Here is a 16,485-nt window from a genome sequence, read left to right on the forward strand (position 1 = left end):
TTCACCTTCATTCTTAAACTTCTTATTATCATAACAGCTTGTTCCCTTATTAAACTAACCTGCCCCGTTAGTTCAATAAGAAAAAAGGTTTCACTCCTTATTGAAGTAAAGCCCCCGTTAGTTTAATAAGACATACCAGCTTCTCTAAAGGCATTTCGATAAATCTCAGTGTTTATTCTTTGAACATCAATCTGCAATAATTCTTTTCTAACGGTACTAAATAGGTCACTTGGAATATTAGGAAATTTACCTTCAAAATCCTCTCTTTTATCTAAATGATTTAGCGTTTGAATAATAACAAAATAAATGTTTGGATATTGATTTTTAATGTTGGAAGAATGTTTTAGAAACTCTTTGAGGTACTTATCAAAATAGTGTCTGTTGTATCCTTCTATACCTATATAGAATGGAAATCCACTTCGGTCTTCCCAGTCTATCAAAAGACCCCAAAAAGCAATAAGGGAACCCCCCCTATATCTCAAATTATCGTCGTTAAAGTGCTCATAATAAGGGTAAAACAATTTTACACACCAATCAAAGTCTACTATCCCATTCACTTCTTTTATCATATTATGTAATACGTCTAATTTTTCTTTGATCGAATTCATTAGTAACCCCCTCTGGAACGTAATTAACAATATCTCTTATACCTATTTTTATCGCTTTTCTTATCGAACTAACCTGCTGCGTTAGTTGAACAAGAGAATTTCCTTATTCAGGCAAATGTTGCGTACAATCCCACGTACTTTCGTTATTATTAAGAATAGTTAATGATGTATTTTCTACCCCACTTATTTAACCTTTCTTTAGTTATACCTTCGATTTCTCCACAGTTAATAGTTTCTCCTGTCATTAATTCAAATATAATAACCTAATGATTCATTTAATAAATACAATTATAATAATAAAACTTAATGAATGTATTAGATTTGAAACTTATTCTATTCCTTCTGCCTCTAATAAGTGAAAGGAGGTTGCTACATGTCGTATTCAACCGAATTAGTCGAGTCAGCCATAGCTGGAAATAAACAAGCATTTGAACAACTACTCAAATTTGAAAGTGAAAAGTTATATAAAATTGCTTTTATTCACATGCGTAACAAAGAAGATTCTCTTGATGTATTACAAGAAGCTACTTTTAAAGCCTATATTTCCATTCACCAAATAAAATCACCTGCTTATTTTAGTACATGGCTCGTAAAAATCTTAATTCGTATTGCGTATAAGGAATTGGAGCGTAAAAAGAAATTGATTCATCTACCAGAAGAAACGATCTTATTTCTATTAGAGGCTAATCAAGTACCAGATGCATCAATTGATTTATCCGACGCACTCGCCTCCCTAAGTGTAGATTATCGCAATGTTATCACGCTTTTCTATTACTATGAGTTACCGATTCGAACAATTGCTAATGTACTTAATAAGCCACAAGCAACCGTTAAAACTTATTTACGTAGAGCAAAGTTGGAATTAAAAAAAACGTTAGGGGATGAATTTTATGCAAAAAAATTTATTTGATTCTTCTACAAATGATATTGAACTACCTAAAGATGAAATGATGCTTGCGATTGATAGAGGAATTGAACGAGGCGAAAAATTCCGTAAAACTAACAAGCTCACGAGCGTATTAAAACGTACTTCTTTTTTTACATCTACAGCAGCTGCTCTGCTTCTTACTTCTGGATTTATTTTTTCTCCCGTTACAAATGTTTTAGCTCAAGTACCACTTATTGGAGGTATATATGAGAAATATCATTGGCAAATGGGACAGGAATTAGCTTCAGAACAACTCATCACTGAAATAAACGAAACTGCCCAAAATAATGGCGTAGAAATGGTGATTACTTCGATTTTCTATGATGGTTCCTATGTCGGATTAACGTTTAAAGCAACTGGTGAAACCTTATCTGATTCTATTGGAGGAGAAAGCAGTCCTGAATCTGGCCTTACGTATGAAATGTTTGATGGCAAAGATACATCTACTTGGCCAGGGACTATGGGTTCTTTAACAAAAGAAGGTGATGGTTATGTAGGTGCACTTATTTTAAAAAATCCCAATTCAATTGCTGAAAGCTCCCTAACTCTTCCGATTACTTTTACACATATTGCTGGTGTTCGTGGTGAATGGGCATTTAATCTAGCAATTGAAAAACTTCCATCAAAACAATATGCTATTGGGCAAACTGTTGCTTCTGAAGATGGAAAGTATCAAATCGAATTTCAATCCATCAATGTTGGGCAAACCAATGCTATTCTCTCTTATAACATCCTAAGTACCGCAGGAGTTGAAGGAGAAGTATTCCATCTAAAAATTTACGATTCAAAAGGAGAAGAATTGCTTCAAAACTCTCTTTCTCATTCAAAAGCAATCTTTGATATGAATAGTGGAAATGCAGATGATTTTATAACCGTAGAAACAAGTTTTAAAATAGGAGACAAAGAAATAAAGCTAGAAGCATTAAAAATCAACCTAGACTAACCAGATGCAAAAATCCGAACTCCTTTATATTAGTTCGGATTTTTTGTATTATATACCCCGATTTTTAACTATGCTTATTCAACTAACCTGCCCCGTTAGTTCAATAGGCAAAAGGGCTGACTAAGCAGACCAATGATCTTCAACTAAAGCACCCGTTAGTTGAATTAGACAGATTAATTTTACGGTCCATATATATCTATATATTCCCAGTGTAAGCATTCAACAGATGGTTCACTACCGATAAATTTTATTGTAAAAAAGCCACCCATTAGTTCAACAACTCATGCAAATCCCCAAAATTATTGCAATTATACGATTTTTTTTTGCGTTTATTCGGTAATACAGTCTTTTTTTAGTCACAACCACTTATTCCGGATTGTGTTTGCCATTGCCAATATAGGCCGGTGCTATTTCCCCATCAATATACATGAATCCATAATCAGTTTCTGGCTCGTCTGAAAAATAAACAATAGCTTTATAGCGTTGAATCCCCGTTTCTTTCAGAGCGTCAAATCTAATATCAACTTCGCGAATTTCTTCCTCAGTATATCCCCGTTCTGTGTAAAGGTATTCCCGCACATCTTTTTCCATTTGTTCTTCTACTGATGCCCGTGGTGTTAAGTAATAATAACCTCCAACAGCAGCAGCCAGAATAATTACTAGTGAAACGATGCTTATAATCACTGATTTTTTTTTCATTCTTCCAACCTCCACTTTTTAAAAATTTTATTATTCCTTATGTGGCCACTATTAGGGGTACAGTTCAAATGAGATATTAAGTAGCTTTTTTCTCTAATAATTATTTGAACTAAACTGCCTCGTTAGTTGAATAAGAAAAAAAGCTGCCAAGGCAGCCTAATGATCTTTAACTAAAGCACCCGTTAGTTGAATAAGAAATAGAAGCATATTTATTTAAATCTATATTGTATTAATTGGTTTTCCGTTCCTAAGTATTCTTCATTTCCAATCCTACTTATCTCTATAAATCCTATTTTCTCAAGCATTTTTCTGGAACGAATATTCTCTTCGTGAGTTTCTGCATTAAAAATTGTAATTCCTAAATTTTTAGAAGCGTAATTCATCATACATAGAATAGAATTAGCCCCAATTCCTTTTCCCCATAATGTACTCTCGCCAATTGCAATACCTAATTCAGCTGTATTATCTTTAATACAGGCTAAATCTGCATACCCAACTAACCTTTCTTCCAATTCTATTCCCATTCGAACAAAATCTTCAGATTCATTACTTATACAATTAAGCCACCATCTATATAATTCTTCTTCACTTCTATTTTTCTCCCATCCATTCGCTGAACAAAAAATGTCATCCTTACTCCAATTTAAAACAATTTCATAGTCATCTATGCATAAATTTCTAATTTTTATGGAGTGTATATTGTTGTTTTTAGTATCCATTTTTCTATCCCCCAATAGACTTCTTTGTTCAACTAACCTGCCCCGTTAGTTCAATAAGAAAAAGGCTTCACTCCTTATTGAAGTAAAGGACCCGTATAAGACTTATTTGATTTTTTGTAACAATAATTCAGAATCATATTTCAAGTTACTTCTTGTTTCTTCATCAAGCTCTCCTGAAACTTTTTTCACAGGGTATTTCTGCTTATTAATTGTATAATGCTTCAGTTTAAGGAAGGTACTCAAGGGGAAATCAAAATCATACCATTGTTCTCTGTAGCCAATAATTCCGTGTCTTTTAATTAAGGCATCTAACTCAATTAAAACAATTCTTAAGAATTCATCATATGGATATTCAGTTTTAATTAGTGTTTGAGAGTTATCTTTGCTGCCTAATTCTTCATAATGCACTACCTCAATAAAAAGTATTTGGTTTTCTTTTAATTCAAAAGACCAAACAATTCCCTCTGGCTCACCTTCCCATTCACACTTAGTTTTTTTCATTACCTCATCTTTTGGGACACAAAAAGAGTTTAAATACATTAATGACTTAAGAAAATCATCTAAACAATTAGTTAAATAACTTGTGGTGAATTCTAATTTTTGTGCATTTACTTCAACAATACAAGTAGCCCAGCCAATTCCACTAAGATAATATTTGAACTCCATTTCGATCTCACCTTTCCCCATACTTCTAACTTCGTTTATCCTTGTTCCACAATCCGTTAGTATAGATATTGTTAATAGCTTATATAACTAACCTCCCTCTATAAACATTGATGTATCAACGGTTTACATCACTTCGTGATGTGAGGAAAAATATTTTTGACGGTTTCAATAAACATAGATTTGAATATATAGTTTTTATTACCAACTTAAGAGTACGCTTCGCTAAAACTAATGGAAATCATTAGCTTTTCTTTGCCATTATGTGATGCACAATGGATCTCTGCGAAACTTATGATGACGGACCCTCCCATGTCTCTTAGCGTCAGTGCGCTTACATTCCTTCGTTTGGTCTATTCATAAGGCAGAGGCCTGCTAAGCTGCCCCGGGGACTCATGGTCTTAGTTTAGTTATGTTGCTGGCTTCTCCGTGTCATCCTTCTTGTCATAAATCGATCATCGAAATGTTTACGCTGCCTCTGAGAGGCAGTAAAGATCCTTCATCATATACTGCTCATTAAAATGGACTTTCTTTTTACATATGCCATGTAATACTTTCAGTAATTTACCGCACAAGACCACCATTGATTGCTTACCCCGTAAGGGATTTTGTTTGCGTGTTGTGTAGTATTCATGAAGCTGTTTAAACGCCGCGTTATGACGTATGAGTGGAACTATTACTTTGAAGAGGATATATCTGAGTTTCTTTCGCCCTCTTTTCGAGATATGTTTTTGTCCCTTATGTTGACCAGACGAGTTTTCACGTAGTGTTAATCCCGCTAGTTTGATAAGTTGGCGTGGATTTTCATAAAGTGAAAAGCTCCCTACTTCAGAAAGTAAATCAACAATCGTCGCATCTCCTAAACCAGGAACGGAACTGAGTAACTCATATTCCATTGTTGTTTGTGCCATTTCGGCTAATTGATTATTTACAGAGGCAATTTCGGTTTCTAATAAGCGATACTGACGTAGGAGCGTGGCGATTTCATGTCGGGCCATCTTTTCTCCTTCTTTCAGGCCGATTGAGTTAGTCGAAGCTTCAATGAGAAGCTTTGCTTTCGGCAACTGTGGCGTTCTCATACCCTCTACCTCACGGTATAGAAAAACCAACTCCTCAGCTGTTTTCCCTTCAATATCCTGTGGAAATGGAGTCATTTCCAATGCCGCCAACGCCATCTTTCCAAAAGACGGAAAGACTTGAGTAAACTCTGGAAAATAGCGATCAAGCCAACGGACGATTCGATTTTTAATACTCGCTAAATCTTCCGTTAACTTTGAACGGAGAGTAGATCCGATACGAAGTTCAGCTTCTACCTCTTTTAACAAACGTGGATAACTAAAACGGCCATCCTTCAATAAGCGTGCGATGACCAACGCATCTTTTTTGTCGTTCTTTGTTTGTAAATTATCGTCCAGTTCCTTCGAACGTTTGACGTGCATTGGATTTACCATGACGAGTGGAATGCCATAGTTACCTAAGAAATAAGCCAAGTTCATCCAATAGTGGCCTGTAGGCTCAATTCCAACGATAACGTCTGTTTTCTTAGCTTCCTTCATGGTTTGACGAATCTTTTCATACAAACTTTCAAAGCCTTCTTTTGATTGATTTACTGCAAAGGATTTTTCAATCACACGCCCTCGTTCATCGACAAAGCACGCATAATGAACACGCTTGGCAATATCCATACCGACAACGAGTGTATTTTCAGTCACTTGATTAATTTTTTCATTGCATTTAAACTGCATAGAGAAGTCCTCCTAGTTAGCTGATGGGTCAATGGTCGTTGACACTCACATCATACTAGAGGGCTTTTTTTCTTTCAAGATGGCACAAATCCTTCAAACAGGAATGCTGCCCCGTTAGTTCAATAAGAAAAAAGGCTTCACTCCACCTTATTGAAGTAAAGCACCCGTTAGTTCAACACTAGATTTCTAAATAAATTTCACCAAGTCTGGATTTAATGCAATGTAATGAGGCATCCAACAGTCAGAACATTCTGTACCTATTTCGTGATTACATTTACAAACCCTATTCATGCCATCACAACCATCATAACCGCAACAACCGTTTAATCTTCTCTCATCTGAATGGTAGTTTGAATTGATTAAATCCTTAATGTTTATTATGATAGTGCCTTTATGTCTTGGAATGAAATTATCATCATCATGTACTATATAAAAACCTTCTGGAATATAATCTTGACGATCGTTTCTATTCAGTAAATTCAAGTCTTTTAACTCCAATACTTCTTTGGAAACATCTAAATTACATAATTTACAAATCAGTTTCAATTTAGCGTTCCTCCTCCGTTATGAATGTATGTTTCTTTGTATGATTCACTAACCTGCTGCGTTAGTTGAATAAGAAAAAGAGCTACCCTAGCAGCCCGATGATCTTTAACTAAAGCACCCGTTAGTTGAAGAAGATTAAGATGCTTTTTCAGGTTCATCTCCAACGTCAAAGAGGGTACTTTTCTAAGGAATTCACCAAATCTTTTAATTCTTTACTATTATCATCATCCCACTTTTCTCTGTCTATTGCCCTAACTACCTTTTTTGAAGTAGGCAGTAAACTATCTCTTAATTGTTTAATGGTACACTCTGCCTTAAAGAGGACTTTCGATGAATTATTTTCGTAAAATGAAAGCTCAGCTTTGTCAGTGCTTATCTTCTTAGCTAAGACAATGGGAGAGCCATCCATAAAATCAAAGTCATATGTTCTTCCAATTTCAGAAATAATAATCCCCTTACAGGATTTAATCCACCAAGATAAAATGATAACTACAAAGTCTGACCAGTCTTGTTCTGGAAAGTAACGATGATAATCAATAGTAAAAAAAATATTGCCCATAATATTTGTCCTCTTCTCTAATGAGGCCAAATCAACTTCTATCACTATTTCCTGTACCAAAACATCAGCCCCTTATTCAAGCATAGGATTTAAAATGTATTCGACGTTATTGAACTAAACTGCTCCGTTAGTTCAAGAAGAAAAAGGACAGCTTAATCAGCTTGATGTTCTTTGACTAAAGCACCCGTTAGTTGAATAAGCACCTTCTCTTTTATTACACATTATGGTTGAACTACGAATTAAACTTTACTGTACATATAACTTAAATTTTCCATACAGTTGAATAATCTTTTATACTCTGGACATTCTAGTAACTGTATGAAAAAAATTACTATTAGTTAGGGAGTGTGATTATGGGAATATTAAGTGGAAATCCAAAAGATGAACCGTTACATTATGGTGAAGTGTTCGGTGTCTGGACAAATATGGCTACAAACAATGGATTGATTGCTGCATATCAAACGTTTATTAACCACACTGGTGACCAAGATTTAGCAAAACTAATTGAAGAATTTATTCTCAGTATGAAAGACGAAAATAAGCAATTAGAAAAGATATTAAAAGTAAATGGCGTCGGGCTTCCTCCAGCACCACCTGAACGTCCGGAAGCTAGATTAGAGGACATTCCACCTGGTGCAAGATTTTACGATCCTGAAATTAGCGCTTCACTTTCAATGAATGTAGCTGCAGGTTTAGTTGCTTGCAGTCAAGCTATGGGAACGTCCATAAGAGAAGATATCGGTTTAATGTATGGTCAATTCCATCTGAATAAAGTTCAACTAGGTGCCAAATTGTTACGATTGAATAAAAGTAAAGGTTGGCTTGTTCCTCCACCACTACATGTAGACTTTCCAGATAAACAATAATAATTCCAAGGGCAATCTATATTTGATTGCCCTTTTTAATTTTCTTAGTACATATAATGTGTCAAATGCGACATAAAAACTCCCATTCTCATCTTCAACTAACCTGCCCCGTTAGTTTAAGTGTAACATTTCACAATGTATCGCCGAAAACTACTTGATGTTTTGAACGTAAAAATAGACCATCGAAATGATGGTCTTGTTGAACTAAAGCACCCGTTAGTTGAAGATTGGCTAAATAACATAATTGGTCTCTGATATAGAAAGTATTTCGATTTCGGAGCAAAAAAAGTGAAGTGTATTTTCTTCATAGTCTTCCACTTCAAATTTCATCTTCTCCCAACCTCTTTCTGTTATGTCCTCAATATTTAAAGAAATTTGATGATAAAGCCCACCACTTTCAAAGCTGATACTCTGTGTGTTGTGGAAGCGAAATTGAACAAGATAACCATTACCATTTCCTTCGATAATAAAATCAATATCAAGTAAAGAACTATGAACATTGAATTCCTTTTGAAAACTCAAATTGAAATTTGAAATACACTTTATATCTGCAAATGAAAAATTCTGCAACTCATCTGTAATTAAACCAATATTTTTTATCATAAAGACCACCTTATAACAACTCTTTAATTTACATTTTAACATCTTTCTTGTTGAACTAGCCTGCCCCGTTAGTTCAATAAGGTTAAAATTATCCCTGACGTAGTATCTTTTGAAACATTCTCGGTTGATGTTCTTCAAAACCCTTAATCAATTCAATCCCAAAAATAGTTATGGTTTTTTCCCAAGGGTGTCCCAACAATCCCCATTCGAAATTTTTATGAATAAAAAAGTAATAATCACCATCTGGATAGATAGGTACTGTCCATTCATCAAATTCATTTTTCAGAAATTCTAAATGTGGGTTTATCCAATAACAAGGATGATGCCAATCTAATGCATACAAATATTCATTCTTCTGTATGCGTTCTTGAAAGACAAGCAATGACTTTTCCTCTAATTCACTATAAATCTCATTATAAGTATCTATATCTACTGACCCATTTGAATATAAGGATGTATCATAAGTGATAAATGGACTTGGCACTTCAAAAGATGGGAAGTTCGACACACTTGGTTTGAAATTAAATTTATCATATATTCTATCCCATACTTCCCTATATTCTAATGAGGATAATTCAATCCAATTCTTCATTTAATTTCCCACCTTTAGGATGTCTTAATAGGGATTATTATGACCCTTTATTGAACTAACCTGCCCCGTTAGTTGAACAAGAAAAAAGAGCCACCTAAGCAGCCCGAGAATCTTCAACTAAAGCACCCGTTAGTTGAAAAAGGTTGATATTATTAATGTTTATTATTTGTTTTCTAAATAAAACGTTTCTTCATTTCCGTCCCACTTAACAATCACTTTTAGTTGATCATCTGATTGTGCAACATGGCATCCTTCACAGGAGCTTCTGAATTTAACGGTTCTATCCGTTAGTGATTTTTGCTTTATTCCGCTTTCATCATCATTAATCATAATGGAAAAATCTTTAAAGTTGATTTCTTTATCGTCTTTTTTATACTTAAAGATAAATTCTCCGTTTTCCTTGTCAGTATTATGGATGTTTACCCTATAATCCCCTTCCCAACTTTCACTAGCACCGGAAAAATGCAAATTATCAGAACTACTACATCCAACAATAACCACGGCCATAATAGCTAAACATAATAGGTATAAGTAGTTTTTCATCTTTTGCCTCCTTGGTTCATGTTATGTAATTATTACCACTTAAAAGCTTCAATAATTTACATATGTTAACTTATTCAATAGCATTCCAAAAATCCCTATTTATTGAACTAACCTGCCCCGTTAGTTCAATAAGAAAAAGGGTTATTAAATCAGCTTTCATTCACATTGCACCTGTATCTCGGTAAAATGAAATGATCGATAGCGATTATTTCATTTTAAGCTGAGAAATCACCAATAATTTCTACCACTTCGATTTTTCCGTCAATTAATAACTCAGGAAGCACGTTTTTTAAATTACCCTGCCAATATTCTCTAGCTTGTTCAATTTTTTGAGAGAATGGGACCCCATCTTCCTTTGGTAAAAGGTTTCCATCACCCTCAAATGAATTTCCAATAACTCGAAGTTTAACAATCTGCAATACCTTCCGATTATACGAATCAAATAATTCTTTCCATTTCAATACATCTTCATAGCTTTTTGTAGCGTATAAACAAGATATTCTTGAAGGATACTCAGGAAATTCTTGTAGTCTGACCATTTCTACAATCACTTCTCTAATAGCTCTGATTGTTTGATCTGCATACTTAATTGCTACATCGGCATTTTCTTTATTCAAGTTCAAGCCTTCGTTTGTATAATGATCTTGTAAAATCCGAACAAAGTCTTCGCCTTTAGAATTCAATTGTTCCCTTTCAAAAAAGAAGCTATATAAGGTGTTTTTTTGGTTCTTGTCAAAGTTATTTGCCCTAGACTCATTTTTTTCCTAGTAACAATGTGATAAACATACAGTTCATTATCTTTCATAGTCTATCTCCGATCTGTCTTCAGCTATATTATCTCGTATCAGAAAAAAGGGGGTACCTTGTTCAACTAACCTGCCCCGTTAGTTCAATAAGAAAAAGACCGCTTAAGCAGCTCGATGTTATTCAACTAAAGCACCCGTTAGTTGAATAAGGAATTTAAATAAGTTCAATTGTTAAGGATGTCCTCTTTACCCTTTTTTTTACGTTCAAATATTAAAAAACAAATATAAATAACCAACAATATCATCGTAACGTTGATTGATATTTCATATCCAGTCCTAAATAAATCGGAGTTCCAGTGTCCAAAATGGTCTTCACCAAAAACATAATATGCCAACGAGTTGGAAACAGAATAACCATCGCGTTCTGGATAAGGTATTAAGTTATAATTATAGTTTTGTGCTAATGCAATATTAAAAACCAAAGATGTTATTAATAAAACAAGTGTCGATTTTGATTTACTATCATTCTTATCTAAATTTCTAAGAAGAAGGTACAACAATAAGAATGCAGGTAATAGAAACTTCACAAGAATTATAAACATATATTTCCTCCTCATAATTTTTATCCATTAATTTAATTTTAGTCTTTCGGATAATCATATATGCTGACCTTACTATCATAAAGCTGAATAAAAATTGTTCTAGTCACAGAACTCCCATCCTTTTGTTGATAGTTAAGCGGAACTTCAAAAACTGGCTCTGCTTGACTAGGTACAATGTTATCAATGGTTAGAGAGCTATAATCAATTTGTTTATATTTTTTCATCAAAGTTTCAATTTGATAGTCCTCTTTAAAAACTGAATATTTTTTGATTTCATCAGAATCACTATTTTTAAGAGCTTCTAAATATAAAATAAGGATTTTTGCTGCATCTTCATTTTGAATTTTTTCCTGGATAAATTTATACATATTGTTGTAATACGGATGGCTTAAAACTAAAAAATCAATATCATAATTATGTTCTGATGTAGATGAAGTAGGATCTGTTATAAGTAAATCTTGAGAATTATCCTCAAACTCAAAAGTAAAAGTCAAAAAACCGAGTGTTGCAAATGCAAATAAACTAATAAAAATAATGCCTAGTCTCTTAGGTAATCTGATTAAATTACTATCATTGGTTTTAGTGATTTTTTTTCTTAAGGTAGATACGAATGTCGGATCGGGTTCTAAATCTGGTCTCTCTAATAAAGGTTTTAGGAAATCATAATCCGTTTTATAATGATTTTGATTCTTCACGGTAATTCCCCCCTTTAATAATTATTAACTCTTTCTTTAATTGATTAATGGCTCGATGAAAATCAACTCTCACTTTTCCTTCAGTGCATCCTAAAATTTCTGCAGTTTCCTTCACACTAATCTCATTAAGGGACCTCAGAATAACTATGCTCCTATAATGTGGCTTAAGAGTTAATATTGCATTTTGGAGTTCACGCCAATTTTCCGTGTTAATTAATCGACTCTCGTCTGTTGCAACGTAGTGGCTCTTATGGTCATTTCCTTTTAAGAGTTGCGGGAGAAAATTAATCAACTTCTGCTTTCTTATAAGATCAATGGCGGTATTCTTTGCGATTGAAAGTATCCATGTCTTTTTCTTGCTCACGTCTTTTAATTGATGTATGTTTTTCATCACTTTTATAAAAGTTTCTTGCGTTATGTCTTCTGCTTCCTGTTTGTTATGTGTAAAGAACAATGAGAAACGATAAACATCATTACGATACTCATCATATAATTCTTCAATTATTCCTTGCTCCGACATCATTTTCATCCCTCCAGTCCAATACGGTAACAATAAGTCGTCTGGGAAAACGATTTGTTTCAATAGTCGAAAAATAAAAAAGGCAACCAAGTTGCCTTAAAATCTGTGTAACCATCTTTTTATACAATTCTCAAGTCTGCTTTAGCAGCCCAATGATCTTGAACTAAAGCACCCGTTAGTTGAATAAGGATTAAAGTACGTATTCAAATATTGCCCAAGGAAGCCATAATACTGATTCAGTTTCTAGTTCTTCATCATTGCTATATTCACAACACTTAATAGCCATCTCACGATTAGGTATAAATCCGTTTTCGTTTAAGCTAAATTTAAAATTATTATTATAGTCCTTTTCTAAACCATTACAAATATATGAATGGAACTGTCCAGATTCAAAACCTAGAACCTCATAACCGTTCTTCTTAGTCACTTCCATATCCATCGTCGTTTTGTTCATTAATAATGTTTCAATACCATATCGTTCTTTGGCAGGCTTAGATAGTGTTTCTTCTTCATCTAGAAATTCTTCTGCGAAATTTTCTTCTAATCCAATTCCAATTATTCTTATGTCATTTATGTGATTTAGAAATGTTTTTTTAAATTCTCTTGCTAAATCAACCGTTGTAAAAAGTTGAGGGAATTTGAACGTTCCATCCTCGAACTTTTTCTGTACCCATCCTTCCAATTCCTCGAAGGCACTATTAGAGAGATTTAACTCCTTAGAATAAGTTTGTTTCTTTTTTTGTGACCCTCCCCAAAGTATGTTTATATCGGGTTGGAAATCACACAGACACACACTAGCCGACAATATTGTTTCTGGTAGTAATGTTTTATCCATATAGTCTGCTCGTTCTGATGGTGAAACAATATAATAACCGCCTGAGATGTACTTCATTTAAACACCCCTTTTTAATTCTTAAACTTATTGTGTTTAATAACTAACCTGCCCCGTAAGTTCAATAAGCTCACTGATTTTCAACTCAAGCACCCGTTAGTTGAAGATTATCCTCTCTTTTTTTCAGTTATTTTGGGTTCTTCATACGAAATAATATCGATTATATGATTTAAGCAAGGAACTTGATAATGAACAAATTTGTCTTCGGGAAATATATCTTCTGCTATGGTTCCAGCTTTAATGAAATCTAAGTATCTTGATTTGGTGTAAATCTTAAATATTTCACCTTGAAAAACTTCATAATCATCCATCACTGTAAAGGACTCGTTTATTACCGAATAAGATACATAGGACTCAAATTCAAGATGAATAGCTGGTAATCCATCATCCACTTCAATAGGATAATAAGCTTCTGTAAGTCGTTCACCTAAATCAATATCCTCACTTTTGTTACCGATTTTGCATCTATCAATTAATATACATAGGGAATTTTCTTCAGGTTCTGACAAGTTGTTCAGATAAATATAACCTTTTGATTTCATTAAATCATTGTAATTCATATCATCATACACTCTTTCTTTCCACACTTTCATATTCATTTTAACATTTCCGTTCTTCAACTAACCTGCCCCTTTAGTTGAACAAGAAAAAAGTGCCACCTAAGCTGCCCGAAGATCTTCAACTAAAGCACCCGTTAATAAGAACAGCGACACTTATTAAACAATAGCGCCCGATTGCTGAACTGTTTTAGAATTTGGGATTAAGTCTATTCAATTATGATTACTTCTCCATCCCTCAATGCTTTAAATAGAATTTTATTCTCGATCATAAATTCAATTGCTCGGTCCATATCTTTAGATTCTTTGTGGTCTGATTTATAATGTGGGGCAATTACATAATCCAAAATGCATAAACCTTCCCATATAGCTTGATGTTCATTTCCGTAAGGTTTCTGCTCAGGTTCGTCTGCTAAGTGTATGCCTTTTAAAGTTGGTCCAAGAATACATCCACCTGCACTATATCCCCCATATAGAATATCTCTTTTTTCTCTATAATACTTTTTAATGATTTCATCGAAACCGCTTAATCTCATTGCTTGTGCAAGAACAAAAGTATTGCCACCTCTTACCCAAATAACATCGTATTGATCAAGCTTTTCTTTCAATCTTTCGTGGTTATGGAAGTACATTTTCAAGTCTAAAATATCCACTGTGAAACCTATTCTTTGCAGTTCACTTACGTCTGCAACATCACTTTTATTTTTTCTTTCTAAATCAGTCGCAAAGTCTAATGCATTATTAATATATGCAACTTTTTTATTCCCATTTTTCGTTAATTCGATTAGTTTCCGTTCTTCATTTCCAATTTTAAAAGATGAAAGATAAAATTTCATATTGTCCCCCTTATTGTGTATTTCAATTGCTCACTTTTTAAGCTTTCCTTTTCTGTTAAATGGCACGATTGTTGAACACAAGTTAAACAACACTCTTCAACTAACCTGCCTCGTTAGTTTAATAAGAAAAAGGGCTGCATAGCAACCCGATGATCTTTAACTAAAGCACCCGTTAGTTCAATAAGAAAAGGGCCCAAAGCAACTCAATGATCTTCAACTAAAGCACCCGTTAGTTGAAGAACGTTTTTTATCGTATAAAAAGCATCCTTACTTTGATTTTCTCTTATAAACAAAGGGAGCTCATTTTAACTCCCTTTGACTTTTATTTAATGCTTTCGGCTATTGTTATGATTTCTTTTTCTGTAAGTTCAGGTGCACCTTTTTTCCCATCGAGGAAATCGGCAAAGCCAGAAACAACAATTTTCCAATCACCTTGCTCAATATAAATATGATAACCATTTATATCCTGAATTCCAATTAATGTACCAGACATACCATTGATTGAAATTTCTTTTTCTATTACTGTACCTTGTGTTGTATTAGCAGTAAACTCTGGTTTTTCTTTTGAAACGTTTGTTGCTGTTATTCTATACATTCTGTCTTCTGTTCGAAGATAATAATTATATGAAACAAATTTGTCTTTACTTGTATTCACTGTATATTCCTTTACTGATGAATTTTCTTCGGCAACGTGTAATTGTTCTGGAAATGGGATATCCATACTATATTTTTTTTCAATTTCATCGACAGAGCTATAAATAGTAGCATCATTGCCTGCTATTCCTCCCCATGTCCAACCAATATTTGTTTGCGACATTTCCTCTACTTGATTAAAACTAAATAGATTCTCAATTGTCGCTTGAACGGATGGAGAAGCTAATGAACCGATTCCTAAAACAGAAATCATGACTGCTGCAACCCATAGTGTTGTTAATTTTCTTTTTGGTTGTTCTGATTTTGCTTTTTTTACACCAAGTTTTGACCTTTCGTGTAATTCTTTTGGAATCTGGATTCTTTCTAGTTCTTGCTTTATATTACTCACTAATATCAGCCTCCTTAAATTTTTTACGAAGTTTACCTAATGAACGGTACAACACAGATTTCGCCGTTCCTAACGGGATATTTAACATCTCCGATATTTCTTTAAATGAATAACCTTCATAGAATCTTAAAATGACTATACTTTTTTCATCTTCATTTAACTGTTCTAATAATTCTTGAAGTGTAATCGAAAGAGAAACATCTTCATCCTCCGAGCCAAGAAACTCTTCATACTCTGGTTTAAGTTGGACCACCTTTTTATTTTTTTTAACTAAATCAATTGAACAAGAGATAGTAATCTTTATTAACCAAGTCTTGAAATACTCTGGGTTCTTCAATGTATTTATCTTTTTAAATGAACGATATGCTACCTCTTGAACCACATCTAAAGCATCACTTTCATTTTTGACATATACATAAGCCATTCGATAAATATCTTCTTCATGTTTTTGGAAAAGTATTAAAAAGGCTTTATCATCACCTTTTTGTGCTTTTTTTATTAAACTAATGATTGTTATTCCCCCTCCCTACAATGTCTTACACCCATTAGACAAATTAAATTATCATTTGGCTCATTTTTTC

20 protein-coding genes and 1 pseudogene are annotated in these 16,485 nt (G+C 33.6%); 3 read left to right on the forward strand and 18 right to left on the reverse strand.

The annotated features are described in order from the left end of the window. Positions 1 to 122 precede the first annotated feature (122 nt). Entirely contained in the window at positions 123 to 608 is a 486-nt protein-coding gene (locus tag MHH33_RS12665; protein WP_342541916.1) for a hypothetical protein, read from the reverse strand. 373 nt (positions 609 to 981) lie between these two features. On the opposite strand from MHH33_RS12665, the gene MHH33_RS12670 reads away from it, so the two are divergent. Together MHH33_RS12670 and MHH33_RS12675 are read left to right on the forward strand one after the other, a co-directional pair. Next, positions 982 to 1,518, forward strand: a complete 537-nt coding sequence (locus tag MHH33_RS12670) for a sigma-70 family RNA polymerase sigma factor (RefSeq protein ID WP_342541917.1) — start codon at positions 982 to 984, stop codon at positions 1,516 to 1,518. Next, on the forward strand, positions 1,499 to 2,479 hold the full coding sequence (locus tag MHH33_RS12675; protein ID WP_342541918.1) for a DUF4179 domain-containing protein: 981 nt from the start codon (positions 1,499 to 1,501) through the stop codon (positions 2,477 to 2,479). The genes MHH33_RS12670 and MHH33_RS12675 overlap by 20 nt, the downstream gene beginning before the upstream one ends. A 366-nt stretch (positions 2,480 to 2,845) precedes the next feature. On the opposite strand, the gene MHH33_RS12680 is transcribed toward MHH33_RS12675, so the two are convergent. The 6 genes from MHH33_RS12680 to MHH33_RS12705 all read right to left on the reverse strand — a co-directional run bounded on the left by MHH33_RS12680 (position 2,846) and on the right by MHH33_RS12705 (position 7,455). Beyond that, the gene (locus MHH33_RS12680; RefSeq protein ID WP_342541919.1) at positions 2,846 to 3,178 is read right to left on the reverse strand and encodes a DUF3139 domain-containing protein; all 333 of its coding nucleotides are present in this window, start codon (positions 3,176 to 3,178) and stop codon (positions 2,846 to 2,848) included. A 209-nt stretch (positions 3,179 to 3,387) separates the two neighbouring features. Further along, positions 3,388 to 3,897, reverse strand: coding sequence for a GNAT family N-acetyltransferase (locus MHH33_RS12685; RefSeq protein WP_342541920.1), 510 nt, complete (start codon positions 3,895 to 3,897; stop codon positions 3,388 to 3,390). Between the two features lie 102 nt (positions 3,898 to 3,999). Then, entirely contained in the window at positions 4,000 to 4,563 is a 564-nt protein-coding gene (locus tag MHH33_RS12690; protein ID WP_342541921.1) for a hypothetical protein, read from the reverse strand. A 464-nt stretch (positions 4,564 to 5,027) separates the two neighbouring features. After that, positions 5,028 to 6,305, reverse strand: coding sequence for an IS110 family transposase (locus MHH33_RS12695; protein ID WP_342541766.1), 1,278 nt, complete (start codon positions 6,303 to 6,305; stop codon positions 5,028 to 5,030). Between the two features lie 186 nt (positions 6,306 to 6,491). After that, positions 6,492 to 6,851, reverse strand: a complete 360-nt coding sequence (locus MHH33_RS12700) for a hypothetical protein (RefSeq protein WP_342541922.1) — start codon at positions 6,849 to 6,851, stop codon at positions 6,492 to 6,494. Between the two features lie 166 nt (positions 6,852 to 7,017). Further along, positions 7,018 to 7,455: a hypothetical protein gene (locus MHH33_RS12705; protein WP_342541923.1), complete on the reverse strand. Its 438-nt coding sequence runs from the start codon at positions 7,453 to 7,455 to the stop codon at positions 7,018 to 7,020. Between the two features lie 308 nt (positions 7,456 to 7,763). Between MHH33_RS12705 and MHH33_RS12710 the strand changes: the two genes are divergently transcribed. Continuing rightward, positions 7,764 to 8,276 carry a DUF3231 family protein gene (locus MHH33_RS12710; RefSeq protein WP_342541924.1) on the forward strand — a complete coding sequence of 171 codons (513 nt, stop codon included), beginning with the start codon at positions 7,764 to 7,766 and terminating at the stop codon, positions 8,274 to 8,276. A 231-nt stretch (positions 8,277 to 8,507) separates the two neighbouring features. Here MHH33_RS12710 and MHH33_RS12715 read toward each other — a convergent pair whose 3' ends face one another. The 11 genes and pseudogenes from MHH33_RS12715 to MHH33_RS12765 form a co-directional block, all read right to left on the reverse strand. Beyond that, a complete protein-coding gene (locus tag MHH33_RS12715) occupies positions 8,508 to 8,879 on the reverse strand; it encodes a hypothetical protein (protein WP_342541925.1) in 372 nt (123 codons plus the stop codon). Positions 8,880 to 8,967: 88 nt separating this feature from the next. Then, the gene (locus MHH33_RS12720) at positions 8,968 to 9,471 is read right to left on the reverse strand and encodes a DUF2716 domain-containing protein (RefSeq protein WP_342541926.1); all 504 of its coding nucleotides are present in this window, start codon (positions 9,469 to 9,471) and stop codon (positions 8,968 to 8,970) included. 162 nt (positions 9,472 to 9,633) lie between these two features. Further along, on the reverse strand, positions 9,634 to 10,014 hold the full coding sequence (locus MHH33_RS12725) for a hypothetical protein (RefSeq protein WP_342541927.1): 381 nt from the start codon (positions 10,012 to 10,014) through the stop codon (positions 9,634 to 9,636). 215 nt (positions 10,015 to 10,229) lie between these two features. After that, positions 10,230 to 10,819, reverse strand: a pseudogene (locus MHH33_RS12730) (DUF2441 domain-containing protein). Positions 10,820 to 11,400: 581 nt separating this feature from the next. Further along, positions 11,401 to 12,057, reverse strand: coding sequence for a hypothetical protein (locus MHH33_RS12735; RefSeq protein ID WP_342541928.1), 657 nt, complete (start codon positions 12,055 to 12,057; stop codon positions 11,401 to 11,403). Next, positions 12,035 to 12,580, reverse strand: coding sequence for an RNA polymerase sigma factor (locus tag MHH33_RS12740; protein ID WP_342541929.1), 546 nt, complete (start codon positions 12,578 to 12,580; stop codon positions 12,035 to 12,037). Before MHH33_RS12740 ends, MHH33_RS12735 begins: the two co-directional genes overlap by 23 nt. A gap of 187 nt (positions 12,581 to 12,767) precedes the next feature. Next, positions 12,768 to 13,469, reverse strand: coding sequence for a hypothetical protein (locus MHH33_RS12745; RefSeq protein WP_342541930.1), 702 nt, complete (start codon positions 13,467 to 13,469; stop codon positions 12,768 to 12,770). Between the two features lie 107 nt (positions 13,470 to 13,576). Continuing rightward, complete coding sequence (locus MHH33_RS12750; protein WP_342543774.1) at positions 13,577 to 14,029, reverse strand: hypothetical protein; 453 nt, start codon at positions 14,027 to 14,029, stop codon at positions 13,577 to 13,579. Between the two features lie 206 nt (positions 14,030 to 14,235). Then, on the reverse strand, positions 14,236 to 14,862 hold the full coding sequence (locus tag MHH33_RS12755; protein WP_342541931.1) for a Type 1 glutamine amidotransferase-like domain-containing protein: 627 nt from the start codon (positions 14,860 to 14,862) through the stop codon (positions 14,236 to 14,238). 322 nt (positions 14,863 to 15,184) lie between these two features. Then, positions 15,185 to 15,904, reverse strand: a complete 720-nt coding sequence (locus MHH33_RS12760; protein WP_342541932.1) for a hypothetical protein — start codon at positions 15,902 to 15,904, stop codon at positions 15,185 to 15,187. After that, the gene (locus tag MHH33_RS12765) at positions 15,897 to 16,421 is read right to left on the reverse strand and encodes a sigma-70 family RNA polymerase sigma factor (protein ID WP_342543775.1); all 525 of its coding nucleotides are present in this window, start codon (positions 16,419 to 16,421) and stop codon (positions 15,897 to 15,899) included. The genes MHH33_RS12760 and MHH33_RS12765 overlap by 8 nt, the downstream gene beginning before the upstream one ends. Positions 16,422 to 16,485: the final 64 nt, after the last annotated feature.

The organism is Paenisporosarcina sp. FSL H8-0542, from assembly GCF_038632915.1.
Classification (GTDB): Bacteria; Bacillota; Bacilli; order Bacillales_A; family Planococcaceae; genus Paenisporosarcina.

Excerpts from the sequence above, each read along its gene's own strand:
- MHH33_RS12665 (WP_342541916.1), bottom strand. The coding sequence starts at position 608 with ATGAATTCGATCAAAGAAAAATTAGACGTATTACATAATATGATAAAA.
- MHH33_RS12670 (WP_342541917.1), top strand. The coding sequence starts at position 982 with ATGTCGTATTCAACCGAATTAGTCGAGTCAGCCATAGCTGGAAATAAA.
- MHH33_RS12675 (WP_342541918.1), top strand. The coding sequence starts at position 1,499 with ATGCAAAAAAATTTATTTGATTCTTCTACAAATGATATTGAACTACCT.
- MHH33_RS12680 (WP_342541919.1), bottom strand. The coding sequence starts at position 3,178 with ATGAAAAAAAAATCAGTGATTATAAGCATCGTTTCACTAGTAATTATT.
- MHH33_RS12685 (WP_342541920.1), bottom strand. The coding sequence starts at position 3,897 with ATGGATACTAAAAACAACAATATACACTCCATAAAAATTAGAAATTTA.
- MHH33_RS12690 (WP_342541921.1), bottom strand. The coding sequence starts at position 4,563 with ATGGAGTTCAAATATTATCTTAGTGGAATTGGCTGGGCTACTTGTATT.
- MHH33_RS12695 (WP_342541766.1), bottom strand. The coding sequence starts at position 6,305 with ATGCAGTTTAAATGCAATGAAAAAATTAATCAAGTGACTGAAAATACA.
- MHH33_RS12710 (WP_342541924.1), top strand. The coding sequence starts at position 7,764 with ATGGGAATATTAAGTGGAAATCCAAAAGATGAACCGTTACATTATGGT.
- MHH33_RS12715 (WP_342541925.1), bottom strand. The coding sequence starts at position 8,879 with ATGATAAAAAATATTGGTTTAATTACAGATGAGTTGCAGAATTTTTCA.
- MHH33_RS12720 (WP_342541926.1), bottom strand. The coding sequence starts at position 9,471 with ATGAAGAATTGGATTGAATTATCCTCATTAGAATATAGGGAAGTATGG.
- MHH33_RS12725 (WP_342541927.1), bottom strand. The coding sequence starts at position 10,014 with ATGAAAAACTACTTATACCTATTATGTTTAGCTATTATGGCCGTGGTT.
- MHH33_RS12740 (WP_342541929.1), bottom strand. The coding sequence starts at position 12,580 with ATGATGTCGGAGCAAGGAATAATTGAAGAATTATATGATGAGTATCGT.
- MHH33_RS12745 (WP_342541930.1), bottom strand. The coding sequence starts at position 13,469 with ATGAAGTACATCTCAGGCGGTTATTATATTGTTTCACCATCAGAACGA.
- MHH33_RS12750 (WP_342543774.1), bottom strand. The coding sequence starts at position 14,029 with ATGAATTACAATGATTTAATGAAATCAAAAGGTTATATTTATCTGAAC.
- MHH33_RS12755 (WP_342541931.1), bottom strand. The coding sequence starts at position 14,862 with ATGAAATTTTATCTTTCATCTTTTAAAATTGGAAATGAAGAACGGAAA.